Source organism: Rhodopseudomonas sp. (assembly GCF_013377015.1).
In the GTDB taxonomy this organism is placed as follows: domain Bacteria; phylum Pseudomonadota; class Alphaproteobacteria; order Rhizobiales; family Xanthobacteraceae; genus JARJEH01.
Window position 1 is genome coordinate 1 of the sequence record NZ_JACABA010000003.1, and the last position, 25,617, is coordinate 25,617.

The window sequence follows — 25,617 nt, forward strand, 5'->3', positions numbered from 1 at the left end:
TCCGCTACGAGTTCAAGGATCAAAATACCTGGACCGGACTCGTCCGCGCCCAGCGGAACTTCTAATCTAAACTACCCGAAAGGAGCCTTTCCTCTCTTCTGTAAACCTCCAAGGAACCTCCGGCGATGCCCCGCCGGAGGTTTTTCTTTGTGCTACGCGTTGCCGCGAAGGGAATGGTTTCCGGCCCGATACTTGACGTCGCGTAGGACGACATCGCGCCATGCGCAAGCCGATCGCGTTCGATCAGGGCGCTTTGACGAATCTGAAGCAGCCCGGCCGCGCCGGCCTCAGCCGATCTTCTTCAGACCTTTGGTGTAGCGCGACCCATTGGCGACGTAGAATTTCGCCGCACCGCCCATCGCCGCGGCCTGCGCCGGCTCGAGCGTGCGCACCACCTTCGCGGGGGCGCCGAGGATCAGCGAGTACTCCGGAAACTGCTTGCCTTCGGTGATGATCGAGCCGGCGCCGACCACGCTGCCGCGGCCGATTCGCGCGCCGTTCATCACGATCGAGCCCATCCCGATCAGCGCGCCGTCTTCGATGGTGCAGCCGTGCAGGATGACGTTGTGGCCGATGGTGCAGCCCTTGCCGATCGTCAGCGGAAAGCCCGGGTCAGTGTGGCAGGTGCTGCTGTCCTGCACATTGGAGCCTTCGCCGATTTCAATCCACTCATTGTCGCCGCGCAGCACCGCGCCGAACCAGACGCTGGCCGAAGCCAGCATGCGGACCTTGCCGATCACCGTCGCGGTCTCGGCAATGAAATAGTTTCCGTCGGCGGGGAGATCAGGCCCCTGCCCGTCCAGCTGGTAGATCGCCATGTCGGTCTCCTGTTACCCGCACACTCATGGCAATGCCGGGCCGGCAGGGCAATGGTTTTCAGGCGAACAGGCCGAGGGCCTGCAGCGCCATCAGTACGAAAGTGCCGGACATCAGGCTCCAGAACCCGGAAAGCACCGTCGCCGCCATCACGAACTGGGCGCGGCGGCCTTCGATCGGCTCGGCGCGCAGCGTGTTGCGCATGATGATGAAAGGCGCCGCGAACATCAGGAACGGAACCGCCGCAATGGTTTTCGGCGCCGCGCCCTGTTGCAGCAGCGCGAACCCCGCCGGGCGGCGCAGCAGCGCGTGATAGCCGCTTGAGAGCGCTCCGGCCAACGCAAAGCCGATCAACAGCGAGAACAGGTTATTCAACGCATCCGGCGACATCGGTGATCTTTCGCTACACGGCACAAGGTCCCGAAGGTGTCGCAAAAAGCGCCGGCGCCCGCCACCTGATCCTTAATAAACGGTTAACGGCGCAGCCGGACCCGCGCCAGGCGCGCGGCTCGGCCGGATCGGCGGCGGCCAAAGCCGTTCTGAATGATTGCGGCGCGTGGCATATTCGGCGCTGATTCGCTCCACCCTCGCAGCTGCCGCACCATGACCCTGCTGACACCAGCGCACCATCTTCGTCGCCGCTCTTCGCGGCGGAGCCACCGCGTGCCGATCCTGCTGGCCGGCGTGGTGACGACGTTGTCGATCGCGGCGATCATTTATCTGCTGTGGCCAACATGGCGGTCGGAGGTCACCAGCCTGCCCGATCGTACCCCGGTCAGCGTCGGCGCGACGCTGTTCAACGTTCCGACCATGGCGTTCCGGGTCAAGATGCAGAAACATTCCGGGCCGCAGGAGCGGGTCGATCTGAATTTCCAGTATCCTTCGCTCGCCCCGCCGGAGCGTCCGAAGCACGTCAACGCCGAGACGATCGAACAAACTGGCCAACCGATCGATCGGATCTTCCTGTCGATCGCGGCGCATCACGACGCGCTGGCGCCGGAGCTGCGGCTGCGCACGATCTACCCACGTTACCTGATGCCGGAGGCATCGGCCGCGTCCGACGGCCTGACCCAGCAGGCGTTCCGCGACGGTTCGCCCTACGCCAATGAGGACCTGTTCAGCGCCAGCGCGCCGGAGCTTTCGGCGCGTTGCACCCGCGACGGCGCGACACCCGGAATGTGCCTCAGCGAGCGCCGGATCGACGGCGCCGATCTGACCTTCCGCTTTCCGCGGCAATGGCTGGCGCAATGGCGCGAGGTGGCCGGCGCGATCGACCAGCTCGCCAAGCAACTCCATGGCCCGCGAAGCTAGCGCGCGCTCCGGAAAACTGGCGACCGGTTTTCGGACAGCATCACGCTCAAACAACTAACAAGGAGCGGGAACACGACCCCGAAGACAAGTCGTCCCGCTCCCGCGCGCGTCAGCCTTCGTCGACCAGATCGTCCTCGAGGATCGCCATCTGGAACTGGAACGAACGGTCCTCGTCCTCATCGTCGACGAACAGCACGCCGATGAATTCCTCGCCGATATAAACCTCGGCAGAATCGTCCTTCTTCGGCCGCGGCACCACGCGAATCTTCGGATTGCCGAACAGCTTCTTGAGGTAAGCGTCGAGTTTTCTGACTTCCTGAACGTCCACTGGTGTCTCCAATCCAATCAAGCTTCGCCGAAGCTGCCGGGCGCACTCGCCGAAATTCGCGGGCGAGTCCGCCGAACCGAAAGCCGCAGCGTGAGTACTTTCAAGACGCGCGCACCGCAACCCCCTGCGGTCAAATTGCGCGCGTCAATCGGCGGGATCAGAGGCCGATCGCGTTCAGCATCTGGTTCATGGTGCGCGACGGCTCGGCGCAGCCCGCCTCGCCCACCACCTTGGCCGGCACGCCGGCCACGGTGACGTTATGCGGCACCGGCTTCACCACCACGGAGCCGGCCGCGATACGGGCGCAGTGCCCGACCTCGATATTGCCCAGGATCTTCGCGCCAGCGCCAATCAGCACGCCATGCCGGATCTTCGGATGGCGGTCCTCATGCTCCTTGCCGGTGCCGCCGAGCGTGACGCCATGCAGAATCGAGACATCGTCCTCGATCACCGCTGTTTCGCCGACCACCAGGCCGGTGGCATGGTCGAGGAAGATGCCGCGGCCGATCCGAGCGGCCGGATTGATGTCGGTCTGGAACACCGCCGAGGAGCGGCTCTGCAAATAGAACGCGAAATCCTTGCGGCCCTGGTGAAACAGCCAATGCGCCAGGCGATGGGTCTGCAGCGCGTGGAAGCCCTTGAAGTAAAGCAGCGGATCGATGAAGCGCGCGGTCGCCGGGTCGCGGTCGAACACCGCCACCATGTCGGCGCGAAACGCGTTGCCGATGTCGGGCTGATCGCGCAACGCCTCGTCGAAGGTCTGCCGGATCAAATCGCCCGACAGCGCCTGATGATCGAGCCGCTCGGCGACGCGATGCACCACCGCATCTTCCAGCCGGTCATGATGCAGCACGCTCGCATAGATGAAAGACGCCAGTTCCGGTTCGCGGCGAACGATATCTTCCGCTTCGTTGCGGACACGCTCCCAGATCGGATCGAGCGTCGCCAACTTTGCGTTCTGCGGATTGACCTGATGCACTGTCATGTTGTTCTCGCGAATTCGAGGTTCGCCGCCATTGTAGCACGACGGGACGACGGCTGTCCCGGCGCGGTTGGCACCGCTAGCGCGCCGGATTCCGGCGCTAACGCACTGAATCAAAGAACATTCCCGAAATCGGTCAGTGCCGGCATCGACCCAGCTCACGTCAACGTGGGCGGCCGTTCGACATTATCAAGTTGCAGGGGAGCAAGTTTCTTGCCGGCCGCAACGCCCGCCGGCTATCGCGGCCGCCGCGCCAGGAAATCCAGCACGCCTTCCTTGTAGACCCGATCGCCCACCGCGCGCATGTGATCGCGGTTGGGAATGTCCAGCACCTCGGCGCCCGGGATGATGTCGCCGAGCGCCCGCGCCGAACCGGCAACTTCATCCTTGGTGCCGACTGCGATCAGCACCGGAACCCCGATCTGCGCGGCATCCTCCGCCGCCATCAGCCCGCGCGAGCCGCGCATGCAGGCGGCCAGCGCCCGGCGGTCGGAGCGGGTCTGTTCGGCAAAGGCGCGAAAGGTGCGGCCGACCGGGTCGGTGACGTCGTCGAGCGAGGCCGCCTCCAGCGCCGCAGCGACGTTCTCGCCGGGGCCGCCGCCTTCGATCAGGGCGATGCCGACGCCGGCGATGATCGCCGAACGCACCCGCGCCGGCTGCTCGAGCGCCAGCCGCGCGGTGATCCGCGCGCCCATCGAATAGCCCATCACGTCGGCGCGCTCGATCCCGAGATGATCCATCAGCGCCACCGCATCGCCGGCCATCGCCTCGATGCTGTAGGCTTCGGGCTGATACAGCTTGGCGGATTCACCGTGGCCGCGGTTGTCGAGTGCGATCACCCGGCGGCCGTGCTTCTTCAATTCGGAGACCCAGGTCGGATACACCCAGTTGACGTTCTTGTTCGATGCAAAGCCGTGGATCAGAATGATCGGGTCGCCCTCGCCTTCGTCGAGATACGCGATGTCTACACCGCCGTGGTCAAAGCTCGGCATCGGTCATTCCATGGTTCGGATCGGGAAGGTCGCAACGATGATTGCGGATTAGCAGGGCGCGCCGAGCGCGGGCAACTGCGCAGTCGGTGCATTCGCGGCGGCCTTGTCGACAACCTTGGCAGACGCCAGCAGCTTTCGCGCCCGTCTGGTCTTGCCGCGATCGATCCACGACTGCGTCATCCGCTCGGTACCGGATTTGATCGAGGCGACGAAGCCGAGCAATGCCAGCACCGCGCCGAACACCCACCAGGTGAAATTCAGCGCGCCGAGGCTGAGGAACAGCGCGCCGCGGCCGAGCAATTTGAGAATCCCGCGGGTCTGCCCGCCCTTGGCTTCCGCCAGCTGCGCGGCGCGGGCGACATCCTTCGGACCCTCGGCGATCTTCAGCGTATCGAGCGCGCCGCGGGCGCCGGCCTTCTCGCCGATCCGTCCGACATCCTTGGCCAGCCGCACCAATCCACCGGCCTTCTCGGCCCGGAACGCCGCCTTGACGGCGCTGATGGTTGCGGCCGGCTGGCTGAACGATCCACCCGCGAACGCCCGCTGCAGCGCCGGCGCATCGACCACCTCGCGCGCCGAACGGCCAGCCCACAGCGTCAGCCCCTCGCCGATCCGCCCGAGCTTGCGGGCATCCTTGACCATGGTGAGCCCGGCACGCACCGGGGCGGCGCCACCAACCGTGGCGTAGGTGGCGGCGGTCACCGCCAGCCCCGCGGCGGCGAGCCCAAGCACCAGCCGGTCGGTGTCCTCGCCCATCGCCAGATGCGTGCCCTCGCGCACCACGTCGCGGACATCGCCGAACACGAACAGATCGCCGGCGACGGTGCCGGACAGGCTGGCGACGTCGTCGGCGGTTCCGGTGACAAGGCCTGTGGCGAATTGCTGGACGCGGTGTGAGGCCGAGTTCTCCTCGGTGATCGCCGCGGCGACGCGCCGGGTCAGCTCGTCGGGAAGCGCAATGCGCCTGGCGGCGGCAAGCTCAACCAGGCTGTTGGCGAGGTCGGCATCTTTCGCCTCCAGCGCCGCAGTGATGGTCCGCGCGATCACACCTTCGTCATCCCGCAAAACGGAATTGAGCCGCAGATCGGACAGTTTGACCGGATCGTTCTGCGCAGCCAGCATCGCGCCGCCTTCGCGCGCATGCGGCAAAGCCAGCACGAAAGCCACTGCGCATAGCGCGGTGCCTGCCTTGGCCAGGCTGAGCTGCCGCCGCATGGTCCTCGATCCTTCTGCTGCGTTGCTATTCAATGTGGTGCGTCATCTCGTGGACACAACCGACCCGACGAAAGGAGGGCTTCTCCAAGGCCACCAGATTGTGTCGAATTTCCAGGGGCAATGCGTAGCCGGCCGCTCTAGGAATCATGAGCAGCTGCCGGTATGGTGCGCTGCACCGTGATGGCCCTCTCCGTTGCGACCAAAGGTGAAATTTATGTCCGACCACGTGGTTCCGCATTTTCACAATGATGCCGGCGTTGCGATCATCGAAATCGGCTCAAAGGAATTCATGTGTGTGGGAGCCAACCCGCCATTCGATCACCCGCACGTGTTTCTCGATCTCGGCAACGACAACGAGATCATCTGTCCGTATTGCTCGACCCTGTATCGATTTGCCGCCGATCTTTCACCCGGCGATGCCCGGCCGCCGGAATGCGTGCTGAGGGACAAAGTCGCCTAATCAATCCGTGGCAACCTCCCGCACCATCGTCGTTGCTGGTGCCGGCATCGGAGGATTGACGGCCTCGCTGGCGCTGGCGGCGAAGGGTTTTCGCGTCATCATCCTGGAAAAGGCCGAGCGTCTCGAGGAAGCCGGCGCCGGCCTGCAGCTGTCGCCGAATGCCAGCCGCGTACTCATCGATCTCGGACTGCGACCCCGGCTCGCGCCGCGCGCGATCGTTCCCGACGCCGTCACCGTGATGAGCGCGCGCAGCGGCGCCGAGGTGGTGCGTTTGCCACTCGGCGAGGCCGCGACGTTTCGCTGCGGCGCACCCTATTGGGTGATCCACCGCGCCGACCTGCAATCGGCGCTACAAGCCCAAGTCAACGATACGCCCGCGATCGAGCTGCGGCTCGGCTGCCAGTTCGAGGATGTCGCCAGCCATGCCAAGGGGGTCACCGTCGGGCAGCGCAGCAACGCCACGCGGCAGCAGGAACCGGCGCTGGCGCTGATCGGCGCCGACGGCATCTGGTCAAGCGTGCGCAGCCAGCTGTTTCCCGAATCGCATCCGCAATTCAGCGGCCTGATCGCGTGGCGCGGCACCATCGACGCCAAGCAATTGCCGCGCGGCATCACAGCCCGCGGCGTGCAACTCTGGATGGGATCGAACGCCCATCTGGTCGCCTACCCGATCTCGGCCGGGCGGCAGATCAACATCGTGGCGATCGTGGCCGACAGCTGGAATCGGCCGGGCTGGAGCGCCCTCGGCGAGGCCACCGAGATCAAGAACCGTTTCGCGGCGGCGCGCTGGCCGTCGCCGGCGCGGATGATGATCGGCGCCGTCGACAGCTGGAAGCGCTGGGCGTTGTTCACGATGCCGGACGGCGGGGTGTGGAGCAAAGGCGCCACCGCGCTGCTCGGCGACGCATCGCACGGCATGTTGCCGTTCGCGGCGCAGGGCGCCGGCATGGCGATCGAGGACGCCGCGGTGCTGGCGAAATGCCTCGAGGAGAGCCACGGCGAGCGCGGCACCGGCGACGCGCTGTCGGTGCCGGCAACGCTGCAACGCTACGGCCGGTTGCGGCAATCGCGGGTCGGAAGGGTGCAGCGGACCGCGCGGCAAAACGGCACGATCTATCACCTCGGAGGTCCGGCGGCGTTCGCGCGCGACCTGGTGATGAGGAGCATCGGCGGCGCGCAGCTGCTGGCACGCCAGGACTGGATCTACGACTGGCGAGCGTGATTTTCACGCCGCGTGGGGGCGGTCGCACCGATCAATAGACGGCACCGCCGGATCGCGGCGGCACATTGGTCGCTCCAGGCCTCGGCGTCGCGCCGCCCGCCGCCACGCCGGCGTCGGTGCATTTGTTGTCGTGCCAGGCTTCCTCGGCAAGCCGGGCCTGGGCACGAACCGTGATGTAGTCGTTGCGATAGGCTACTTCCGCAACCACCGAACCCGCGACACCGGTCTCAGCCTTTCTGATCAGGCCGTTCAATTCCGCGGTGCGCAGCGCCAGCGTCTTGCGGTCGGCATCGATCCGCTTGCAGTCGTACAGATTGTATTTGGCCGGATCGACGAAAGCAGCCGAAGCGGCGCTGTCAGCGAGGCCCGCGCAGCCGCCGAGGCCAAGCGTGCCGACCAAAAGCACGGCCGCAGCGGCGAGACGCGGCGTGCCCGAATGATGGCGGAGGCGGTCGATCATGGTGCTTACTAGCCGAATGGTGTTGAGTTTGGGTAAAACCACGCTTGAATGACCGCATTGAGGCCAAAACGCGGGCAAGGACAAGGGGCGGCAGGCACAGCGACCGCTTGACGGCACAGCCGATGACGCTTGCGTACCGTCCGATCGACGCAATGCCGGGTCAGCGAAGCTGGACCGACAGATTGTCCTGCCAGTTGCGGACGACGTTTTGCGAACGGCCCTGCTCCCAGCGATCGAGCTGCGTCGCCGTCAACGGCCGGGCGAACAGATAGCCCTGAACCGCATCGCAATGGAGCCGCTGCAGGAATTGATGTTGCATCGGCGTTTCGATACCCTCCGCGATCGCGCTGTATCCGAGCGCGTGGGCCATGCTGACGATCGCCCTGATGATCGCCTCGCTCTTGGGCAAACTGCCGATATCGGCAATCAACGATCGATCGATCTTCAGCGAGTCGAACGGCATTTTGGCGAGCTGCGACAGGTTGGAAAACCCGGTGCCGAAATCGTCGATCGAAATCTGAACGCCGGCATCCTGAAACTGCCTGACGCGCGATTGCGAGGCGGCGAAATCCGACATTGCCATCGACTCGGTGATCTCGATCTCGATCAATCCCGGATCGAGGTCGAACTCCGCCAAGATGGCAAGGGATTCCCGTATCAGGTTCGGGTTTTCGAACTGAATCGGCGAGACGTTGATCGCCACGCGTCGGCGGATCCCGGCGTCCAGCCATTCCCGGCATTGTCGCGCCGCCATCCGGAAGATGTGCGCGCCAAGCTGCGGCATCAATCCGGCCTGCTCGGCTATCGGAATGAAGATCGCGGGCGACACCGGTCCGCGCGTGGGATGGTCCCATCGCGCCAGCGCCTCCACCCCGACGCATTCAAGAGTCTGGCTATCGAGCTGCGGCTGATAGTGAAGGCTGAGGCCGCCATAGTCGAGCGCATAGCGAAGATCGGCCTCGATCGTGCTGCGCTCGACGATATCGTCGCGCAGCGCGGGTTCGAAGAAGGCCGCACGGTTCTTGCCGCCCTGCTTGGCGGCGTACATCGCCAGATCGGCGAAGTTCAGCAATTCCGCCGGGTCATCGCTGTCGATCGGGGTCCGGGCGATGCCGATGCTGGCGCTGATCTCGACTTCATTGTCCCAGATCAGGAAGGGTCGCCGGATCGCACTGAGGATGGCCTCGGCGTGTCGTTCGACGGCGTCGGCGCCGGTGAGGCCGGGGAACAGCAAGACGAATTCGTCGCCGGCAAAACGCGCCAGCACCGGGCCTTGCGGGGGCTCCGCCCGCAGTTCGCCGAACGTCGTCGTGTAGGCCGCGAGTTGTTCCGGCTGCCGGTCGAGCCCGTCATGGATGATGCGATCGCCCACCAGCCTGAGCAATTCGTCGCCGGCTTCGTGACCGAGCACGTCGTTGATCTTCTTGAATCCGTCGAGATCGATGAACATCACCGCGCCCTCGCCGGCGGCATCCTGCGCGGTGAGTTGGCTGAGCATATGGGCGACCACGGCGCGGTTGGGCAGTCCCGTCACCATGTCGCTGTGGGCCAGGGCGTTCATGCGCACGATATTGGAATTGAACCGCCCCACCATTTTGCGGAAACTGTCCGCCAGCCCGCCGACTTCGCAGGCGCAGTCGACTTCGAGCGGACTGTCGAAATTGCCGGCGGCGATCGCCTCGGTGCCCGCGCGCAGCGCGCCGATCTGCGTGGCCAGTTTTCTGGCCGCCAGATAGGTGACCGCGGCCGGCAACAGGATCGACAGCACGCAGGAGGCCGCGAGCGCGGCGCCCCTCGCGGATTCTGGTTGGGCGAGAAAATAGAGCTGGGCGCCCACGCACAGCGCCGAGAAACCCGCCGCCATCAGGCCGAAGCGGATCGCAATGCTGTTCAGCCCTTTTCCCTTGCCTTGCGTCATCAGTTTACAATCAGCGACCGGCTGCTCGAAATGTTCGGTGAGTTGATGTCATCATAGTCGAAGCGAATGAAGAGATCGGGAAACCGCATTCGCGAATTCCCGACCCGGCGTTTCCCCGAAATTAATCCGGATGCCGCCTTCCCCTGGAACAGCCGTCCTCTCTACCAAAATACCATCTAATATATTGGACCCTAAGGGCGAACAGTCGCACGGATGTGATGAAATCCGCGTTAGTCCAGCGACGGCCATCAGCGCTCAAGAGCAGCACCGACCAAGCGGCGGTTTTCGACATTCCGTCAGCGCGGATTCCTGCAGCCAGGCCAAGCGACGGAGATCGGTCGTCACCAAGGTCATGCATCTCAGCAGGCTGCCGGTCACCCTGGAGAAATCGACGCTCCGCGCCGACCGGGGTCTGGGTATCCTGTGCGCCTAGCTTTGCCGGTGGTGGTGGCGCCGGCAATGGCATCCGCGATGAACTCAACGGCCGACGGTTTCGCGCTGCAAGGCCGTTCCACGCGAATTTCACGTATTTGTACGAGCCGTGGACTTTACTCGCCAGAAACCGACAAAGCACATTTCGGCGCCAAGCGACGGAAAAACAACGACGCATTGGCGGTGTAGAGCGCATTAAACCGCATAACGGAAATATAGGTCAAAGTTACCATGGCAATAGATCTCCATCGCCTAGCTTATGTCAGTCGAAATCGCATTTCTGGTTCAGCGGACGACGTGGAGCAGCAGGTGCATGCTATCCTTTCATCGTCCTGGCGTAACAACCCACATCTCGGCATCACCGGCGCACTCATTTTCAATTCTGGTATTTTCGCCCAGGTTCTGGAAGGCGCTCGGCAGGACATTGATACGATGTTCGACAAGATCCGGCATGACAGTCGGCATGATCACGTCGAGGTTCTTGCCCACGAACCAACGCCGGTTCGGACATTCCCGTTGTGGTCCATGGCATTCATCGGCCGCTCGCACGAGGGAAGGAACCTCTTCGGTCACCTAGGCGAGGCAACCGATTTCGAGTCCAGGCGGATGCGAGGCGAGTGCCTCTTCAAGAGGATGCGCAGGATCGTCATCGAGCAAGAAACGCGCGCCGCTTAGTGTTCTGGCGTCTTGGTGACACGCCAGCCCCGACCCGACTTCAGCGCGAGGGACGTATTGGCGCGGAGGGGCGCGGCTTCCGCCACCGATCGGTCGCAACTCGAAATGTTCGACCGTTTGACTGCGCCACTTGACGGCATTGCCGACGCACTCCGATCGGTGCGTGCAGGTCCATGATTCTATTGGTCAATCTATACTGGTGCGGACGGCGGGAATCGAACCCGCACGACGTTGCCATCGAGGGATTTTAAGTCCCTTGCGTCTACCAGTTCCGCCACGTCCGCATCGGCCGCCCGGCCGTGCCCTGGCCACCGGCCGGCAATGCCTTGATGGGCGCCAAGATGCGGCATTCATAGTCGAGGGCACGGCGCAAAGCAAAGCGGCCCTGCGCCGGCGCGCTTTGACAACGCCAGCGAAATTCAGTTCGATACCGTTGTGTCCGGCGGCGGTCACCTCGCCCGCCGATTGCGCCGCCAGCTCCAACCGTCCCCCGCAGCGCCCGCCCCAGCTGCCAATGAGAGGCCCCATGCCCAATATCGAGCGCATCGACGGCTATGCCGAGGAACTGACCGCGATCCGCCGCGATCTGCATGCCCATCCGGAGATCGGCTTCGAGGAAGTCCGCACTTCCGGCATCGTCGCCGACAAGCTGGCGCAATGGGGCATCGAGGTGCATCGCGGCCTCGGCGGCACCGGCGTGGTCGGCGTGCTGAGGGGCAAAGGCAACGGCACGGGCCGGATCGGGCTGCGCGCCGACATGGACGCGCTGCCGATGGAGGAAAACACCAATCTGCGCTGGCGCTCGACCATCCCGGGCCGGTTCCACGGCTGCGGCCATGACGGTCACACCACGATGCTGCTGGGCACCGCGCGCTATCTCGCCGAGACCCGCGACTTCGACGGCACCGTGCATTTCATCTTCCAGCCCGCCGAGGAAGGCCTCGGAGGCGCCCGCGCCATGATCGCCGACGGGCTGTTCCAGAAGTTTCCCTGCGACGAGATTTACGGCCTGCACAACGCGCCCGACCTCGCCCATGGCGAGGTCGCGGTGCTGCCCGGCCCCGCGATGGCGGCGGCGGATTTCTTCGACATCACCATCAGCGGCTACGGCGCCCACGGGGCGATGCCGGAGCGCTCCAAGGACCCGGTGGTGATCGCGATGACGCTGGGCCAGGCGATGCAGAGCATCGTCAGCCGCAACGTCGATCCGCTGCAGGCGGCTGTGCTGTCGATTACCCAGATCCATTCCGGCTCGGCCTACAACGTGATTCCGGGCGAAGCCAAACTGTGCGGCACGGTGCGTTGCTTCGACGAAGGCGTCCGCAAGCTGATGCGCGAGCGGATGCACAAGCTGGCCGCCGGCATCGCGCTGGCGTTCGATGTCGAGATCAAGGTCGATATCCGCGATGGCTTCAGCGTGCTGGTCAATGAGCAGGAACAGAGCGACGTCGTCGCCGAGGTGGCGCGAACCGTGGTCGGCGCCGACAATGTCATCACCCGGGCGCAGCCGAAGATGGGCTCCGAGGATTTCGCCGACATGCTGCACGCGGTGCCCGGGGCGTATTTCTGGCTCGGCCATCACGGCTCGGTGCCGGTGCATAATCCGGGATACGTGCTTGACGACAACATGCTGCCGGTCGGCGCCAGCATGTTCGCCCGCATCATCGAAACCCGGCTGCCGCTGACGTCTAATGTCTGACGGCGTCGCCAAGGCGGCCACCGCGCTGCACGACCTCACCGCCGTCGAACTGATCGAGGGCTTCCGCGCCAAGGCGTTTTCGCCGGTAGAGGCGCTCGACGACGTGCTCGCCAATATCTCGCGCTGGGAGCCGTCCATCAAGGCGCTGTACGCATTCGATCCGGACGGCGCCCGCGCGGTGGCCAAGGCCTCGACCGAACGCTGGCGCAATGGCGCGCCGATCGGCCCGCTCGACGGCGTGCCGACCACGATCAAGGAGAACGTCGCGACAAAAGGTGTGCCGATCCCGCTCGGTGCCGCCACGACAAAGCTGGTGCCGGCCGCGCTCGATGCGCCGCCGTCGGCGCGGCTGCGCGAAGCCGGCGCGGTGATTTTCTCGAAGACCACGATGCCGGACTACGGCATGCTGTCGTCCGGGCTGTCGTCGTTTCATCCCCTCACCCGCAATCCGTGGGACCTCTCCAAGAACACCGGCGGCTCCAGTGCCGGCGCCGGCGCGGCAGGCGCGGCCGGCTACGGTCCGTTGCATCTCGGCACCGACATCGGCGGCTCGGTGCGACTGCCGGCGTGCTGGTGCGGCATCTTTGCGCTGAAACCAAGCCTGGGGCGGATTCCGATCGACCCGCCCTATGTCGGCCGCTGCGCCGGCCCGATGACCCGCACCGTCGCCGACGCCGCGCTGATGATGAGCGTGCTGTCGCTGCCCGACGCCCGCGACGGCATGAGCCTGCCGCCGAACGATTTCGACTGGAGCGCGCTTGCGATCGAACCGCGCGGCTTGCGGATCGGGCTGATGCTGGACGCCGGCGTCGGCCAGGCGCTGGAGCAGCCGGTGCGCGACGTCGTGGTGAGGGCTGCGAAGGCGTTCGAGGCCGCCGGCGCGCTCGTCACCGAAGTCGCTGGCGTGATGACGCGCGAGACGCTTGACGGCCTCGATCATTTCTGGCGGGCGCGGATGTGGGACGACGTCGCCAAATTCACCCCGGAGCAGCGCGCCAGGATGCTGCCCTATATCGAGCGCTGGGCAGAGACCGGCGCCACATTGTCCGGCGTCGACGTGATCCGCGGCTTCAACGCCACCATGACGATCCGCGCCGCCGCGGCGAAACTGTTCTCGAGCCTGGCCTACGTGCTGTCGCCGGTGTCGCCGGTGGTGAAATTCGCCGCCGAGCTGGCCTCGCCGCTCAACGATCCCGACAAGCCGTTCGAGCACATCGGCTATACCGTGCCGTGGAACATGTCGGAGCATCCCGCCGCCTCGATCAATGCCGGCTATGATGCCAGCGGATTTCCGATCGGCCTGCAGATCGTCGGCCGCCGCTTCGACGATCTCGGCGTGCTGCGGATGGCGAAAGCGTTCGAAGGTATCCGCGGCCCGCAGCGGCCATGGCCGTCGCCGCCGAAGTAAGGCGCGTTTCGCGTCATTGCGAGCGAAGCGAAGCAATCCAGGACTGCAGGCAAGAACTAGATTGCTTCGTCACAAGAGCTCCTCGCAATGACGTTGAACTGCGTCGCCGAACATGCTTCAAAAAATGCAACGAACAACAGTCGGGAGCAAACCAACATGGCGTATGAGACCATCAAATACGAGGTCGCCGACCAGATTCTCACCATCACCCTGAACCGGCCCGACAAGCTCAACGCCTTCAACGGCACCATGCAGGCCGAGCTGATCGATGCGTTCGACAAAGCCGACGCCGACGACAATGTCCGCGCCATCATCGTCACCGGCGCGGGCCGCGGCTTTTGCGCCGGCGCCGATCTGTCGGCGGGCGCCGACACCTTCGATCGTGATGCGCGGCGCGGCCCGGTGAAACGGCTGCCGTCCGGTGAGGTCGACTACAGCGATCCGCAAGTGCGCGACGGCGGCGGCCAGGTGACGCTGCGGATCTTCAAATGCCTGAAGCCGGTGATCGCCGCTGTCAACGGCCCGGCGGTCGGGATCGGCGCCACCATGCTGCTGGCGATGGATATCCGGATCGCCTCGGAGAATGCCCGGTTCGGCTTCGTGTTCTCGCAGCGCGGCATCGTGCCGGAAGCGGCGTCGAGCTGGTTTCTGCCGCGCATCGTCGGCATCTCGCAGGCGCTGGAATGGTGCTACAGCGGCAAGGTGTTCCCGGCGCAGGAAGCGCTGGCCGGCCGGCTGGTCAGCCAGGTGGTGCCGCCGGACCAATTGCTGCCGACCGCCCGCGCGCTGGCGAAGAGCTTTGTCGAGAAGACCGCGCCGGTGTCGATCGCGCTGATCCGGCAGATGATGTGGCGAATGCTCGGCGCCGACGATCCGATGGAGGCGCACAAGGTCGACAGCCGCGGCATCTATGCGCGCGGCCGCTCCGAGGACGTCAAGGAAGGCGTGGTGTCGTTCCTGGAAAAGCGCCCGGCGGAGTTCAAGAACAAGGTCTCGGCCGACATGCCGTCGTATTTCCCGTGGTGGGACGAACGGGACTATCAGTAACGCTGAAACTACTTCGCGTTCGTCATTCCGGGGATGCAATTCGGTCGGCGTAGCCGGCCGAAGCGCAGGCCCGGAATCCATCCTCCGCAGTGCCGCGTGTGGATGAGGCCATCGATCTCATTCCAGCCCGGGGGCTATGGATTCCGGGCTCGCTCACAGCTATCGCTGCACGCGCCCCGGAATGACGAACTTGAATCATCCAAGCGAAGAGCTCGTGCTCATCCTATCGAACACCGCTCAGCTCTTCGCCGCTACCCCGCGCGCCGCCTGCAATTCCGGAAAGTCCTCTTCGCGGAATTCGGCGCCGCGCAGATTGTCGGCACGGTCGTCGTCATGTTCGAGCCGGCGCAGTTGAACGCGGCGGATCTTGCCGGAGATCGTCTTCGGCAATTCGGTGACCAGCTCGAGCCGCCGGATCCGCTTGAACGGCGCCAGCCGCTGCTGCAGATGCTGGAAGATCGACAGCGCGGTGTCGCGCGAGCGCTCATTGCCCGCCGTCAGCATCACATAGGCTTTCGGGATCGCGAGCCTGATCGGATCAGGGCTCGGCACCACCGCGGCTTCCGCCACCATCTCGTGCTCGAGCAGGATGCTCTCCAGCTCGAACGGGCTGATGCGATAGTCGGATGATTTGAACACGTCGTCGGAGCGGCCGACGAAGGTGAGATAGCCCTCGTCGTCGGCGAACACCACGTCGCCGCTGCGATAGAGTTCGCCGTCGGCGCCGCTCAGCTTGCCGCCCTCGCCCTGGTAGCCCTGCATCAGCCCGGCGGGCCGCGAGGCGCCCAGCACCAGCGTGACCTCGCCCTCCTTCGACGGCTGGCCGTCCGCATCGGTGATCTTGACGGCGTAGCCCGGCAGCGGCCGGCCCATCGAGCCGATCTTCACCTTCTGCCCCGGCGAATTGCCGACCATCGCGGTGGTCTCAGTCTGGCCGTAGCCGTCGCGGATGGTCAGCCCCCACGCCGCCTTGACCTGGTCGATTACTTCCGGATTGAGCGGCTCGCCGGCGCCGCAGACCTCGCGCAAGCTGACCTTGAAGTCGGCGAGCTTCTCCTGGATGAACAGCCGCCACACCGTCGGCGGCGCGCACAGCGTGGTGACGCCGCAGCGCCCGATCGTCGCCAGCAGGCCCTTGGCATCGAACCGCGGCTGGTTGACCACGAACACCGCGGCGCCGGCGTTCCACGGCGCAAAGAAGCAGCTCCAGGCGTGTTTCGCCCAGCCCGGCGAGGAGATATTCAGATGCACGTCGCCGGGCTGCAGCCCGAGCCAGAACATCGTCGACAGCCCGCCGACCGGATAGCTGCGCTGGCTGTGCCGCACCAGCTTCGGCTTCGCCGTGGTGCCGGAGGTGAAATACAGCAGCATCGGATCGTCGGCCTGGGTCGGACCGTCCGGCTGGAACGTATCGGGAAACGCCGCGGTCTGTTCGAACGGCAGCCAGCCGTCATGCGCGGCCGTCGCCCCGACCACGACGCGGGTGAGATTGTCGCCGCCGAGGCCGGCGAATTTCGCCACCTGATCCTGCGACGCCACCACCAGCCTGGCGCGGCCGCGATCGAGCCGGTCGCGCAATTCCTCGGTGGTCAGCAGCGTGGTGGCCGGAATCACCACCACGCCGAGCTTCATCGCCGCCAGCATGGTCTCCCATAGCGACACCACATTGCCGAGCAGCAGCAGCAAATGATCGCCGCGCTTCAGCCCCTTGGCGCGCAGGAAATTCGCCACCTGATTAGAGCGTCGCGACAGCGTCGTAAAGGAGAGCTTGGTTTCCTTGTTGCTGGCGGCGTCGACGATCCACAGCGCGGTGCGATCGCGGCTCAAAGGATCGGTGGCGAGCCCGGCGTCGAACCAGTCCAGCGCCCAGTTGAACGGCACCGGATCGGGCCAGCGGAAGTTCGCGACCGCGGTGTCGTAGTCGGTGCGGTGTTCCAGCAGGAATGCGCGGGCTTGTTGAAATGTGGTCATGCTATCAGCCCCAATGATCGACTTCGAAACTGTCCCGAGATCTCGCGTCGTCATTGCGAGGAGCGAAGCGACCAAGCAATCCAGAAACTCTGTGGTTGACGCTCTGGATTGCTTCGCTTCGCTCGCAATGACGGCGACAAGTCCATCTCGCTACGACCACTTCCCCGCCTGTTCGCGCAGATAGTTGATGATCCCGGAGAAGTCCGCGCCGCCGTTGCCGGCCGCTTCGAACGCCGTATAGATGTCCGCGGCGTGGGCGCCGAGCGGGGTCGCGGCGCCGGCGGCTTTCGCTGCCTCCTGCGACAGCCGCAGATCCTTCAGCATCAGCGCCGCGGCGAAGCCGGGCTTGTAGCCGTTGTTGGCGGGCGAAGCGGGCACCGGGCCTGGCACCGGGCAGTAGCTGGTCAGCGACCAGCATTGTCCCGACGAGGTCGAGGCGACGTCGAACAGCGCCTGATGCGACAGGCCAAGCTTTTCCGCGAGGGTGAACGCTTCGCTGACCGCGATCATCGAGATGCCGAGGATCATGTTGTTGCAGATCTTGGCCGCCTGCCCCGCGCCGGCGCCGCCGCAATGCACGATCTTCTTGCCCATCAGTTCAAGCACCGGCTTCGCCGCCGCGAAGGCCGCCGCGGAGCCGCCGGCCATGAAGGTCAGCGTCGCGCCCTTGGCGCCGCCGGTGCCGCCGGACACCGGCGCGTCGATCGAGGCGATGCTGTGCCTGGCGGCCTGCGCATGAGCCTCCACCGCGCTTTCGACGTCGATGGTCGAGCAGTCGATGATCAGTGATCCCTTGGCCAGATGCGGCAGGATTTCGCCCCAGACCGCGCGCACATGCTTGCCGGCCGGCAGCATGGTGACGATCACGCTGGCACCCTTCACCGCGTCGATCGCCGAGGCCGCGATCGCCACGCCGTCGGCCTTCGCGGCGTCGCAGGAGGCCGCGGCCAGATCGAAGCCCGTGACCTTGCGGCCGGCCTTGACCAGATTGGCGGCCATCGGGCCGCCCATGTTGCCGAGACCGATGAATGCAATACTCGTCATATCCTGCCCCCTCGCCCTGATGTCCCGGAATTCTAATCCGGGAATTTCAACTCGTCGCCGCCCCGATGGATGAAGTATCGCGCCACGATCTCCGGAGTCACGTTCTCGATCCGCGCCGGCTGCCATTGCGGATTGCGGTCCTTGTCAATCACCGCGGCGCGGATGCCCTCGACGAAATCAGCACTAACGAACACCTGCAGCGCCGCGCGATATTCGTTGATCAGGCATGCCTCGAGCGACGCGGCTTCGCGCGCCATCCGCAGCAGCTTCAACGCCACCTTGAGGCTGGTCGGGGATTTGCCGAGCAGCGTCTGCAACGTGGCCTGCGCAAATTCCGACGTTTGATGCGCCAGCGCGATCACGATCTCCTCGATGCTGTCGGGGCCGAACAGCGCGTCGATCTCCGCGCTGTGGCGCTGCGCCGGGCCGAATTCGAGCGTTGCGGCGAAGCGTGCGATGATGCTGCTCACCTGCTCGGCGCTGGCACCGACCGGCGCCGCGGTCAGCGCCGTGCGTAGCGCCGGCCACGCCTGCGACGGCACATAGGCGTCGGCGAATTTCGCGTGGATGGCGTCGGCGCCATTCATGGTCTCGCCGGTGAGACCGAAGTAAGTGCCTATCTCGCCGGGGGAGCGCGACAGCAACCAGGTGCCGCCGACATCGGGGAAGAAGCCGATGCCGACTTCCGGCATGCCGATCTTGGTTCGATCGGTGACGATGCGGTGGCTGCCATGCGCGGCGATTCCGACGCCGCCGCCCATCACCAGACCATCCATGAACGCCACATAGGGCTTCGGATATTTCGCGATCCGCGCATTCATGATGTATTCTTCGCGCCAAAACACCTTACCTAGATCGCCGCCGGCGCGCGCGCTGTCATAGAGCCCGCGAATATCGCCGCCGGCGCACAGCCCGCGCTCGCCGGCGCCTTCGATCAGGATCAGCGCCACCGCCGGATCGGCCTCGAACGCATCAAGCGCGGCGTCGATGCCACGCGCCATCTCCAGCGTCATCGCATTCAGCGTCTTCGGCCGGTTCAGGCGAATGACTCCGGCGGCGCCTTCGCGCCGCGCGATCAGGTCGGGCTCGGTCACCGGCGCATTCATCGCGCGCCCTCGATCAGCTTGCGCGCCACGATCAGCCGCATGATTTCGTTGGTCCCTTCCAGAATTTGATGCACGCGCAGATCGCGGACGATCTTCTCGATGCCGTATTCGGCAAGATAACCATAGCCGCCGTGCAGCTGCAGCGCCTGGTTGGCGACCTCGAAGCCGACATCGGTGCCGAACCGCTTCGCCATCGCGCACAGCATGGTGGCGTCGTGATCCTTGCGATCGAGCGCCGCCGCCGCGCGCCAGACAAAGGTCCGCGCCGCTTCCAGCTCGGTCGCCATGTCGGCAAGGCGAAATTGCAGCGCCTGGAATTCGTCGAGCCGTTTGCCGAACGCCTTGCGCTCTTTCATGTAACTCAGCGACTTGTCGAGCGCCGATTGCGCGCCTCCGAGCGAACAGGCCGCGATGTTGATGCGGCCGCCGTCGAGCCCGGCCATCGCGATCTTGAAGCCGATGCCCTCGTCGCCGAGCCGATTGGCAACCGGCACTCGCGCATTTTCGAAAATCACCGCGCAGGTCGGCTGCGCGTTCCACCCCATCTTGCGCTCGTTGGCGCCGAACGCCAGGCCGGGCGTGTCGCCCTCCACCACCAGCGTGGAAACGCCGCCCGGGCCGTCCTGGCCGGTGCGCACCATCACCACATAGAGGCCAGCCTGGCCGGCGCCGGAGATGAACTGTTTCTGGCCATTGAGGACGTAATGATCGCCGTCCCGCACCGCGCGGGTGCGTAGCGCCGCGGCGTCGGAGCCGGAGCCCGGCTCGGTCAGGCAATAGCTCGCCAGCAGCTCCATGCTGCACAGCCGCGGCAGCCATTTGCGGCGCTGCGTATCGTTGCCATAGGCGTCGATCATCCAGCTCGCCATGTTGTGGATCGAGATGAAGGCCGACGAGGTCGGGCAGCCCTGCGCCAGCGCCTCGAAGATCAATGCGGCATCGAACCGGGTCATCGCCGACCCGCCGACGTCGTCGCGGATGTAGATGCCGCCGATCCCGAGCGCGGCGGCCTGCCGCATCACCTCGACCGGGAAGAATTTCTCCTCGTCCCATTGCAGCGCGTGCGGCGCGATGTTGTCGGCGGCGAAATCGCGCGCCATGTCGCGGATCGCGATCTGGTCTTCGGTGAGGGTGAAGTGGGTCATGAGGGATGCCAATCGGACAGAAACAACACGTGGCGCGCGAGATCGGTACCCACGAGTTTGGCGGTGAATCGGCGGTCCGCGGTCACCAATTGTGCGTCAAGACGTCGCGCGGTCTCGAGATAGATGAGATCATAGATCGGATGCCGCAGCTTGCAGGCATTTTCGAGCGCCGGCGCAATCAACTCATCAACGTCGATCAGTTCCGGCAATAGCGCCGGCAGCGTACTGAAGTGATACGTAGCCTCCCGGCTGCTCAGCAACCCTTGGATCGTCTTGCGGGCAAGCGCGTTGGCAATCTCGGTAATGATGAGTCGTGGCGCAACCAGGCGATCCGGCACACCGGACAGATCTCTCGCCACGTCGGACATTTCTTCGGGCACGAGCCATTTGAGCGCTACGCTGGCATCGATTACCAACGTCCTCACATCAGACCTTCTCTGATTTCATCGAGTGTCAGGGATGGCTGAATGCCATTGCAGCGGGAGTGCAAATATCGAATGGTGGCTACACGCTCTTCGGGCGTGAGAGGTTGCTTTCGTTCAAGCAGGAACTCGACCTCCTGCTCGAACGTCCGGCCGTTCGCGCGCGCGCGGCGCTCGAACGACGCATCCATTTCCTCGACGCGGCTCAGATTTTTCGTCTCTGCCATGGCGCTCTCCAGGATACACTTTTAGAATCTACCTCACTTCATCGTCGGAATCGAGAATTCCGCGCCCTCCTTGACGCCCGACGGCCAGCGCGCGGTGACGGTCTTGGTCTTGGTGTAGAAGCGGATCGAATCCGGGCCGTGCTGGTTGAGGTCGCCGAAGCCGGATTTCTTCCAGCCGCCGAAGGTGTAGTAGGCGATCGGCACCGGGATCGGGACGTTGATGCCGACCATGCCGACGTTTACTTTCGCCGCGAAGTCGCGGGCGGCGTCGCCGTCGCGGGTGAAGATTGCGACGCCGTTGCCATAGTCGTGGTCGGACGGCAGCGCCAGCGCCTCGGCGTAGTCGTGGGCGCGGACCACGCTCAGCACCGGGCCGAAGATCTCTTCTTTGTAGATCCGCATGTCCTTGGTGACGTTGTCGAACAGGCAGCCGCCCATGTAGAAGCCGTTCTCGTAGCCCTGCATCTTGAAGCCGCGGCCGTCGACCGCCAGCGTGGCGCCTTCCTTGACGCCGATCTCGACGTAATCCTTGACCCGCTCCAGCGCCGCCTTGGTCACCAGCGGGCCGAAATCGGCGGACGGGTCGGTCGACGGGCCGATCTTCAGCGCCTCGACGCGCGGGATCAGCTTTGCCATCAACTTGTCGGCGGTGGCCTTGCCGACCGGCACCGCGACCGAGATCGCCATGCAGCGCTCGCCGGCCGAGCCGTAGCCGGCGCCGATCAGCGCGTCGACGGTCTGGTCGATGTCGGCGTCGGGCATGATGATGGCGTGGTTCTTGGCGCCGCCGAAGCACTGTGCCCGCTTGCCGGTCGCGGCCGCGCGCTCATAGATGTATTGCGCGATCGGCGAGGAGCCGACGAAGCCGACGGCCTTGATGTCGGGATCGTCGAGGATGGCGTCGACCGCTTCCTTGTCTCCGTTGACGACGTTGAGAATGCCCGGCGGCAGCCCGGCCTCGATCATCAGCGCGGCCAGCGCCATCGGCACGCCGGGATCGCGCTCCGACGGCTTCAGGATGAAGGCGTTGCCGCAGGCGATCGCGGGGGCGAATTTCCACATCGGGATCATCGCGGGAAAATTGAACGGGGTGATGCCGGCGACGACGCCGAGCGGTTGCCGCATCGAATAGATGTCGATGCCGGGGCCGGCGCCTTCCGTATATTCGCCCTTCATCAGATGCGGGATGCCGCAGGCGAACTCGACAACTTCGAGGCCGCGCTGAATGTCGCCCTTGGCGTCAGGGACGGTCTTGCCGTGTTCGCGCGCCAGCAGATCGGCGAGCTTGTCGTAGTCGCGCTGCGCCAGTTCGAGGAATTTCATCATGATGCGGGCGCGGCGCTGCGGATTGGTGGCGCCCCATTCGACCTGGGCGGCCTTGGCGTTCTCGACCGCGGCGCGGAGCTCGGCCTTGCTCGCCAGGTCCACCTTGGCCTGGACCTCGCCGGTCATCGGCTCGAATACGTCCGCCGTGCGCCCGGATGCTCCCTTGACCTCACGGCCGCCGATAAAGTGCCCGATTGAACGCATGCGATCCTCCTGAAGGCTGTTTTCAGGACATCTTGAACAGACTTTTTGCGAGTTTGGGAAGGGCCTCGGCGAGCAACGCCGTGGCGAAAATGCCGGGGCACGCATGCGACCATGGTCGCAGCCGCCGTCCCGCGATCCAATCGCAGCTGCGGCTCAAGCTTGCGGCTTGGTCGCCGGCCTGACGGCAGCCTTGCGGGCGCGCGGTTTTGCCGACGAGTTGACCGCCGCGGCGCGGCTCAGCACGGCTTCGCGGCCGGCTTCGAGAATATCGTCGGACAGTTCGCCGCTGCCGGCGATGCGTGCCAGCACCAGCGTCCCCATCATGGTGGCCAGCGTCGCCACCGCCTGTTTGCGCGCCGCCTTGGGCGGCGCATCGATGATCTGCGAGGCCATCATCTCGAGCATCTGCTCAAGCTTGGCCGCAAACGCCCGGCGGGTTTTCGGGCTCTCGCGGGCGATTTCCGCGCCCAGCGCCGGGACCGCGCAGCCGCGGCCGGGGTCGTCGCGATGGGTCGGCGTCAGGTAGGAATTGACGATCGCGGCGAGCCGCTGCTGGGGCGGCAACTCGCTGACGAGCTTGCGCCAGCGCTCGGTGGAACGGTCCATCGCAAAGGCAAACGCCTCGATCACCAGCGCCTCGCGGGAATCGAAATGGGCGTAGAACCCGCCATGGGTCAGGCCGGCGTCCTTCATCAGGTCAGCGACGCCGATGCCATGGGCACCCTTTTCGCGCAGCCGCACCGAGGCCTTCTTCACAATCCGGGCGTGGGTTTCGAGCTTGTGTTCCTTGGAGTATCGCATCCGCTGTCCATAAAATGTTCGTAGTCATATAATATCTAACTCTATAGCCCAATTTGGCGGAAATAGCGCACTATTTCGCACCTTATTGAGACGCGGCGCCAACATAGTGCGGGCGCCGCGTCCCCGCTCTTGACAAGACCGGGCTGGAACCGGAACTGGAGCATCAAGGGCGCAACCGTGCCCCGCGTCGACAAGAACATGGGAGGCAATCCATGCAGATGCTCAACACCTATTGCGGTGTCGACCGCGACCTGCGCGGCGTGGTCCGGATGACGATCTGCAACGCCGGCTCGCTCAATATCCTGAGTTCCGCGGTAATCAACGGCGTCCGCGAGGGTCTCGGGCAGCTGGTGACGGAACCCGAAATCCGCGTGCTGGTGATCGCCGGAGCCGGCAACAAGAGCATGATCGGCGGCGCCGACATCAAGGAAATGGCGACGCTGGACCAAGCTTCGGCGGAGACCTTCATCACCGGGCTGCGCGATTTGTGCGAGGCGGTGCGGGCGTTTCCGGCGCCCGTGATCGCGCGGATGCCCGGCTGGTGCCTCGGCGGCGGTCTGGAATTCGCCGCCGCCTGCGATTTCCGGGTCGCGGCACACGACGCCACATTCGGCATGCCCGAGGTGCGGGTCGGCATTCCCTCGGTGATCCACGCCGCCCTGCTGCCGCGGCTGATCGGCTGGGGCCGCGCCCGCTGGCTGCTGATGACCGCGGCCAATATCGACGCGCCGACCGCGCTCTCCTGGGGCCTGATCGACGTGGTGGCGCCGCCGGGCGGCCTCGACGCGGCGGTGGAAAGCCAGGTCGCGGCGCTACTGGAATGCGCGCCGCAGGCGCTGCGGGCGCAGAAGGAGCTGCTGAAGGCCTGGGAGGAACTACCGCTGAAGGAATCAGTCGATCTCAGCATCAAGGTGTTCGGCCAATCCTACCTCACCGGTGAGCCGCAGCGACTGATGGGCGAATTCGTCAACCGCAAACGGTGAGCGGCGTCCGCTGCAGCAGACCGCCACGGCCTTTTGTGCTGCGGCGCGATTGCAAATTCCACCCCACATCATATGATGATGATCATTCAAAACGACGTCGGCATGCATGACGCCTGCCGAAACCCAGCAGGTCCCTCATGATTTCAGACTGGCTGTCGGCCGCCCTCGCCCGCCGCAACATCCACTATGGCTGGGTGATGGTGGGGGTCACCTTCCTCACCGCGCTGGTCTCGGCCGGCGCGGTCGGCGCGCCGGGCGTCTTCATTGTGCCCCTGCAGAAGGAATTCGGCTGGAGCACCGCGGAGATATCCTCGGCGCTGTCGGTTCGCTTCGTGCTGTTCGGGCTGATGGCGCCGTTCGCCGCGGCGCTGATGAACCGCTACGGGCTGCGCAATGTCGCATTGTCGGCGCTGCTAATCGTCACCACCAGCCTGCTGGCCTCGCTGGCGATGACCAAGGTCTGGCACCTGATGCTGCTGTGGGGCGTCGTGGTGGGGATCGGCACCGGCATGACCGCACTGGTGCTCGGCGCAACGATTGCGACGCGCTGGTTCGCGCAGCGGCGCGGCCTGGTGATCGGGATCATGACCGCCAGCGTCGCCACCGGGCAACTGGTCTTCCTGCCGCTGCTGGCCAGCCTGACCGAACGGATGGGCTGGCGGATGGCGCTCGCGTTCGTCTGCGTGATGCTGGCGGTGGCGGCATTCGGCGTGCTGCTGGTGATGCGCGACCGGCCCAGCGATCTCGGGCTGCGGCCGTTCGGCGACGCCGGGACGCAGCCGATCGCGCCGCCGCCGCCGAACACCGCGCCGATCATGGCCGCGGCGCTCGGCGCCCTGCGCGACGCCGCCAAGACCAGGGTGTTCTGGGTGCTGTTCTTCACCTTCTTCATCTGCGGCGCCTCGACCAACGGGCTGATTCAGGTGCACCTGATTCCGTTGTGTGCCGACTTCAACATCCCGCAGGTCGAGGCCGCCGGGTTGCTCGCCGCGATGGGGATCTTCGACTTCTTCGGCACCCTGCTGTCCGGCTGGCTGTCGGACCGCTACGATAACCGCTGGCTGCTGTTCTGGTATTACGGCCTGCGCGGGCTGTCGCTGCTGGCACTGCCGTTCACCGACTTCTCGTTCTATGGGCTGTCGCTGTTCGCGTTGTTCTACGGCCTCGACTGGGTCGCGACAATCCCGCCGACGGTGCGGTTGACGGCGCAGAAATTCGGTCCCGAGCGCGCCAATCTGGTGTTCGGCTGGATCTTCGCCGGCCATCAGCTCGGCGCCGCCACCGCGGCGTTCGGCGCCGGGCTGTCGCGCACCATGCTGGCAAGCTACTTGCCGGCGTTCTTCATCGCCGGCGCGCTGTGCATCGTCGCGGCGCTGATCATCATGACCATCGCCCGCCATTCGAAGCCGGCGGTGGCGTAGCC

26 protein-coding genes and 1 tRNA gene are annotated in these 25,617 nt (G+C 65.2%); 10 read left to right on the top strand and 17 right to left on the bottom strand.

Going from position 1 to position 25,617, the window contains the following annotated elements; translation table 11 throughout:
- Nucleotides 1-287 precede the first annotated feature (287 nt).
- Nucleotides 288-818, bottom strand: coding sequence for a gamma carbonic anhydrase family protein (locus HXX15_RS15120; RefSeq protein ID WP_296516982.1), 531 nt, complete (start codon nucleotides 816-818; stop codon nucleotides 288-290).
- Between the two features lie 58 nt (nucleotides 819-876).
- Nucleotides 877-1,206, bottom strand: a complete 330-nt coding sequence (locus HXX15_RS15125; RefSeq protein ID WP_296516983.1) for a hypothetical protein — start codon at nucleotides 1,204-1,206, stop codon at nucleotides 877-879.
- 2 nt (nucleotides 1,207-1,208) lie between these two features.
- Between HXX15_RS15125 and HXX15_RS15130 the strand changes: the two genes are divergently transcribed.
- Both HXX15_RS15130 and HXX15_RS15135 read left to right on the top strand, forming a co-directional pair.
- Nucleotides 1,209-1,391 (top strand): hypothetical protein, encoded by a 183-nt coding sequence (locus tag HXX15_RS15130; RefSeq protein ID WP_296516985.1) that lies wholly within the window; start codon nucleotides 1,209-1,211, stop codon nucleotides 1,389-1,391.
- A gap of 28 nt (nucleotides 1,392-1,419) precedes the next feature.
- The gene (locus HXX15_RS15135; protein WP_296516986.1) at nucleotides 1,420-2,127 is read left to right on the top strand and encodes a hypothetical protein; all 708 of its coding nucleotides are present in this window, start codon (nucleotides 1,420-1,422) and stop codon (nucleotides 2,125-2,127) included.
- 109 nt (nucleotides 2,128-2,236) lie between these two features.
- On the opposite strand, the gene HXX15_RS15140 is transcribed toward HXX15_RS15135, so the two are convergent.
- The 4 genes from HXX15_RS15140 to HXX15_RS15155 form a co-directional block, all read right to left on the bottom strand.
- Nucleotides 2,237-2,455, bottom strand: coding sequence for a DUF3126 family protein (locus HXX15_RS15140; protein ID WP_296516987.1), 219 nt, complete (start codon nucleotides 2,453-2,455; stop codon nucleotides 2,237-2,239).
- Nucleotides 2,456-2,612: 157 nt separating this feature from the next.
- Nucleotides 2,613-3,440 carry a serine O-acetyltransferase gene (cysE, locus tag HXX15_RS15145; RefSeq protein ID WP_296516989.1) on the bottom strand — a complete coding sequence of 276 codons (828 nt, stop codon included), beginning with the start codon at nucleotides 3,438-3,440 and terminating at the stop codon, nucleotides 2,613-2,615.
- Nucleotides 3,441-3,673: 233 nt separating this feature from the next.
- Nucleotides 3,674-4,429, bottom strand: coding sequence for an alpha/beta fold hydrolase (locus HXX15_RS15150; RefSeq protein ID WP_296516990.1), 756 nt, complete (start codon nucleotides 4,427-4,429; stop codon nucleotides 3,674-3,676).
- A gap of 48 nt (nucleotides 4,430-4,477) precedes the next feature.
- Complete coding sequence (locus HXX15_RS15155; RefSeq protein ID WP_296516992.1) at nucleotides 4,478-5,644, bottom strand: hypothetical protein; 1,167 nt, start codon at nucleotides 5,642-5,644, stop codon at nucleotides 4,478-4,480.
- Nucleotides 5,645-5,858: 214 nt separating this feature from the next.
- Between HXX15_RS15155 and HXX15_RS15160 the strand changes: the two genes are divergently transcribed.
- Together HXX15_RS15160 and HXX15_RS15165 are read left to right on the top strand one after the other, a co-directional pair.
- Nucleotides 5,859-6,104: a zinc-finger domain-containing protein gene (locus tag HXX15_RS15160; RefSeq protein WP_296516994.1), complete on the top strand. Its 246-nt coding sequence runs from the start codon at nucleotides 5,859-5,861 to the stop codon at nucleotides 6,102-6,104.
- Between the two features lie 7 nt (nucleotides 6,105-6,111).
- A complete protein-coding gene (locus HXX15_RS15165; protein WP_296516995.1) occupies nucleotides 6,112-7,326 on the top strand; it encodes an FAD-dependent monooxygenase in 1,215 nt (404 codons plus the stop codon).
- 31 nt (nucleotides 7,327-7,357) lie between these two features.
- Here the strand turns inward: HXX15_RS15165 and HXX15_RS15170 are convergent, their stop codons facing one another.
- Entirely contained in the window at nucleotides 7,358-7,786 is a 429-nt protein-coding gene (locus tag HXX15_RS15170; protein ID WP_296516996.1) for a twin-arginine translocation pathway signal, read from the bottom strand.
- 160 nt (nucleotides 7,787-7,946) lie between these two features.
- Nucleotides 7,947-9,704 carry an EAL domain-containing protein gene (locus HXX15_RS15175; RefSeq protein WP_296516997.1) on the bottom strand — a complete coding sequence of 586 codons (1,758 nt, stop codon included), beginning with the start codon at nucleotides 9,702-9,704 and terminating at the stop codon, nucleotides 7,947-7,949.
- A 663-nt stretch (nucleotides 9,705-10,367) separates the two neighbouring features.
- Between HXX15_RS15175 and HXX15_RS15180 the strand changes: the two genes are divergently transcribed.
- The gene (locus HXX15_RS15180) at nucleotides 10,368-10,811 is read left to right on the top strand and encodes a BLUF domain-containing protein (RefSeq protein WP_296516998.1); all 444 of its coding nucleotides are present in this window, start codon (nucleotides 10,368-10,370) and stop codon (nucleotides 10,809-10,811) included.
- Between the two features lie 197 nt (nucleotides 10,812-11,008).
- Here the strand turns inward: HXX15_RS15180 and HXX15_RS15185 are convergent.
- Nucleotides 11,009-11,095, bottom strand: a tRNA-Leu gene (locus HXX15_RS15185).
- A gap of 242 nt (nucleotides 11,096-11,337) precedes the next feature.
- Here HXX15_RS15185 and HXX15_RS15190 point away from each other — a divergent pair.
- The 3 genes from HXX15_RS15190 (at nucleotide 11,338) to HXX15_RS15200 (ending at nucleotide 14,965) form a co-directional block, all read left to right on the top strand.
- A complete protein-coding gene (locus HXX15_RS15190; RefSeq protein ID WP_296516999.1) occupies nucleotides 11,338-12,510 on the top strand; it encodes a M20 aminoacylase family protein in 1,173 nt (390 codons plus the stop codon).
- Nucleotides 12,503-13,918 carry an amidase gene (locus HXX15_RS15195; protein ID WP_296517001.1) on the top strand — a complete coding sequence of 472 codons (1,416 nt, stop codon included), beginning with the start codon at nucleotides 12,503-12,505 and terminating at the stop codon, nucleotides 13,916-13,918. Before HXX15_RS15190 ends, HXX15_RS15195 begins: the two co-directional genes overlap by 8 nt.
- A gap of 156 nt (nucleotides 13,919-14,074) precedes the next feature.
- Nucleotides 14,075-14,965 (top strand): crotonase/enoyl-CoA hydratase family protein, encoded by an 891-nt coding sequence (locus tag HXX15_RS15200; RefSeq protein ID WP_296517003.1) that lies wholly within the window; start codon nucleotides 14,075-14,077, stop codon nucleotides 14,963-14,965.
- A 237-nt stretch (nucleotides 14,966-15,202) separates the two neighbouring features.
- Here HXX15_RS15200 and HXX15_RS15205 read toward each other — a convergent pair whose 3' ends face one another.
- From HXX15_RS15205 to HXX15_RS15240, 8 genes are all read right to left on the bottom strand, one after another.
- The gene (locus HXX15_RS15205) at nucleotides 15,203-16,936 is read right to left on the bottom strand and encodes an AMP-binding protein (RefSeq protein ID WP_296517004.1); all 1,734 of its coding nucleotides are present in this window, start codon (nucleotides 16,934-16,936) and stop codon (nucleotides 15,203-15,205) included.
- Between the two features lie 150 nt (nucleotides 16,937-17,086).
- Nucleotides 17,087-17,980: a 3-hydroxyisobutyrate dehydrogenase gene (gene mmsB / locus HXX15_RS15210; protein ID WP_296517006.1), complete on the bottom strand. Its 894-nt coding sequence runs from the start codon at nucleotides 17,978-17,980 to the stop codon at nucleotides 17,087-17,089.
- 32 nt (nucleotides 17,981-18,012) lie between these two features.
- On the bottom strand, nucleotides 18,013-19,086 hold the full coding sequence (locus HXX15_RS15215; protein WP_296517007.1) for an enoyl-CoA hydratase/isomerase family protein: 1,074 nt from the start codon (nucleotides 19,084-19,086) through the stop codon (nucleotides 18,013-18,015).
- A complete protein-coding gene (locus HXX15_RS15220; protein ID WP_296517008.1) occupies nucleotides 19,083-20,231 on the bottom strand; it encodes an isobutyryl-CoA dehydrogenase in 1,149 nt (382 codons plus the stop codon). The genes HXX15_RS15215 and HXX15_RS15220 overlap by 4 nt, the downstream gene beginning before the upstream one ends.
- Nucleotides 20,228-20,656, bottom strand: a complete 429-nt coding sequence (locus tag HXX15_RS15225) for a type II toxin-antitoxin system VapC family toxin (RefSeq protein ID WP_296517010.1) — start codon at nucleotides 20,654-20,656, stop codon at nucleotides 20,228-20,230. Before HXX15_RS15225 ends, HXX15_RS15220 begins: the two co-directional genes overlap by 4 nt.
- Entirely contained in the window at nucleotides 20,653-20,880 is a 228-nt protein-coding gene (locus tag HXX15_RS15230; RefSeq protein ID WP_296517013.1) for a hypothetical protein, read from the bottom strand. Before HXX15_RS15230 ends, HXX15_RS15225 begins: the two co-directional genes overlap by 4 nt.
- A gap of 33 nt (nucleotides 20,881-20,913) precedes the next feature.
- Nucleotides 20,914-22,410, bottom strand: a complete 1,497-nt coding sequence (locus HXX15_RS15235; protein ID WP_296517015.1) for a CoA-acylating methylmalonate-semialdehyde dehydrogenase — start codon at nucleotides 22,408-22,410, stop codon at nucleotides 20,914-20,916.
- Between the two features lie 153 nt (nucleotides 22,411-22,563).
- Nucleotides 22,564-23,211 carry a TetR/AcrR family transcriptional regulator gene (locus HXX15_RS15240; protein WP_296517017.1) on the bottom strand — a complete coding sequence of 216 codons (648 nt, stop codon included), beginning with the start codon at nucleotides 23,209-23,211 and terminating at the stop codon, nucleotides 22,564-22,566.
- A 212-nt stretch (nucleotides 23,212-23,423) separates the two neighbouring features.
- On the opposite strand from HXX15_RS15240, the gene HXX15_RS15245 reads away from it, so the two are divergent.
- Together HXX15_RS15245 and HXX15_RS15250 are read left to right on the top strand one after the other, a co-directional pair.
- Nucleotides 23,424-24,194 (top strand): enoyl-CoA hydratase, encoded by a 771-nt coding sequence (locus HXX15_RS15245; protein ID WP_296517020.1) that lies wholly within the window; start codon nucleotides 23,424-23,426, stop codon nucleotides 24,192-24,194.
- A gap of 137 nt (nucleotides 24,195-24,331) precedes the next feature.
- Nucleotides 24,332-25,615, top strand: a complete 1,284-nt coding sequence (locus HXX15_RS15250) for an MFS transporter (RefSeq protein ID WP_296517022.1) — start codon at nucleotides 24,332-24,334, stop codon at nucleotides 25,613-25,615.
- The last annotated feature ends 2 nt before the right edge of the window (nucleotides 25,616-25,617 follow it).

Bases quoted from the DNA above. Each gene is read 5' to 3' on its own strand.
- HXX15_RS15190 (WP_296516999.1), top strand. From the start codon at position 11,338: ATGCCCAATATCGAGCGCATCGACGGCTATGCCGAGGAACTGACCGCG.
- HXX15_RS15120 (WP_296516982.1), bottom strand. From the start codon at position 818: ATGGCGATCTACCAGCTGGACGGGCAGGGGCCTGATCTCCCCGCCGAC.
- HXX15_RS15150 (WP_296516990.1), bottom strand. From the start codon at position 4,429: ATGCCGAGCTTTGACCACGGCGGTGTAGACATCGCGTATCTCGACGAA.
- HXX15_RS15155 (WP_296516992.1), bottom strand. From the start codon at position 5,644: ATGCGGCGGCAGCTCAGCCTGGCCAAGGCAGGCACCGCGCTATGCGCA.
- HXX15_RS15175 (WP_296516997.1), bottom strand. From the start codon at position 9,704: ATGACGCAAGGCAAGGGAAAAGGGCTGAACAGCATTGCGATCCGCTTC.
- HXX15_RS15245 (WP_296517020.1), top strand. From the start codon at position 23,424: ATGCAGATGCTCAACACCTATTGCGGTGTCGACCGCGACCTGCGCGGC.
- HXX15_RS15170 (WP_296516996.1), bottom strand. From the start codon at position 7,786: ATGATCGACCGCCTCCGCCATCATTCGGGCACGCCGCGTCTCGCCGCT.
- HXX15_RS15250 (WP_296517022.1), top strand. From the start codon at position 24,332: ATGATTTCAGACTGGCTGTCGGCCGCCCTCGCCCGCCGCAACATCCAC.
- HXX15_RS15160 (WP_296516994.1), top strand. From the start codon at position 5,859: ATGTCCGACCACGTGGTTCCGCATTTTCACAATGATGCCGGCGTTGCG.
- HXX15_RS15125 (WP_296516983.1), bottom strand. From the start codon at position 1,206: ATGTCGCCGGATGCGTTGAATAACCTGTTCTCGCTGTTGATCGGCTTT.
- HXX15_RS15215 (WP_296517007.1), bottom strand. From the start codon at position 19,086: ATGAATGCGCCGGTGACCGAGCCCGACCTGATCGCGCGGCGCGAAGGC.
- HXX15_RS15200 (WP_296517003.1), top strand. From the start codon at position 14,075: ATGGCGTATGAGACCATCAAATACGAGGTCGCCGACCAGATTCTCACC.
- HXX15_RS15195 (WP_296517001.1), top strand. From the start codon at position 12,503: ATGTCTGACGGCGTCGCCAAGGCGGCCACCGCGCTGCACGACCTCACC.
- HXX15_RS15235 (WP_296517015.1), bottom strand. From the start codon at position 22,410: ATGCGTTCAATCGGGCACTTTATCGGCGGCCGTGAGGTCAAGGGAGCA.
- HXX15_RS15180 (WP_296516998.1), top strand. From the start codon at position 10,368: ATGGCAATAGATCTCCATCGCCTAGCTTATGTCAGTCGAAATCGCATT.
- HXX15_RS15220 (WP_296517008.1), bottom strand. From the start codon at position 20,231: ATGACCCACTTCACCCTCACCGAAGACCAGATCGCGATCCGCGACATG.
- mmsB (WP_296517006.1), bottom strand. From the start codon at position 17,980: ATGACGAGTATTGCATTCATCGGTCTCGGCAACATGGGCGGCCCGATG.
- HXX15_RS15240 (WP_296517017.1), bottom strand. From the start codon at position 23,211: ATGCGATACTCCAAGGAACACAAGCTCGAAACCCACGCCCGGATTGTG.
- HXX15_RS15135 (WP_296516986.1), top strand. From the start codon at position 1,420: ATGACCCTGCTGACACCAGCGCACCATCTTCGTCGCCGCTCTTCGCGG.
- cysE (WP_296516989.1), bottom strand. From the start codon at position 3,440: ATGACAGTGCATCAGGTCAATCCGCAGAACGCAAAGTTGGCGACGCTC.
- HXX15_RS15230 (WP_296517013.1), bottom strand. From the start codon at position 20,880: ATGGCAGAGACGAAAAATCTGAGCCGCGTCGAGGAAATGGATGCGTCG.
- HXX15_RS15205 (WP_296517004.1), bottom strand. From the start codon at position 16,936: ATGACCACATTTCAACAAGCCCGCGCATTCCTGCTGGAACACCGCACC.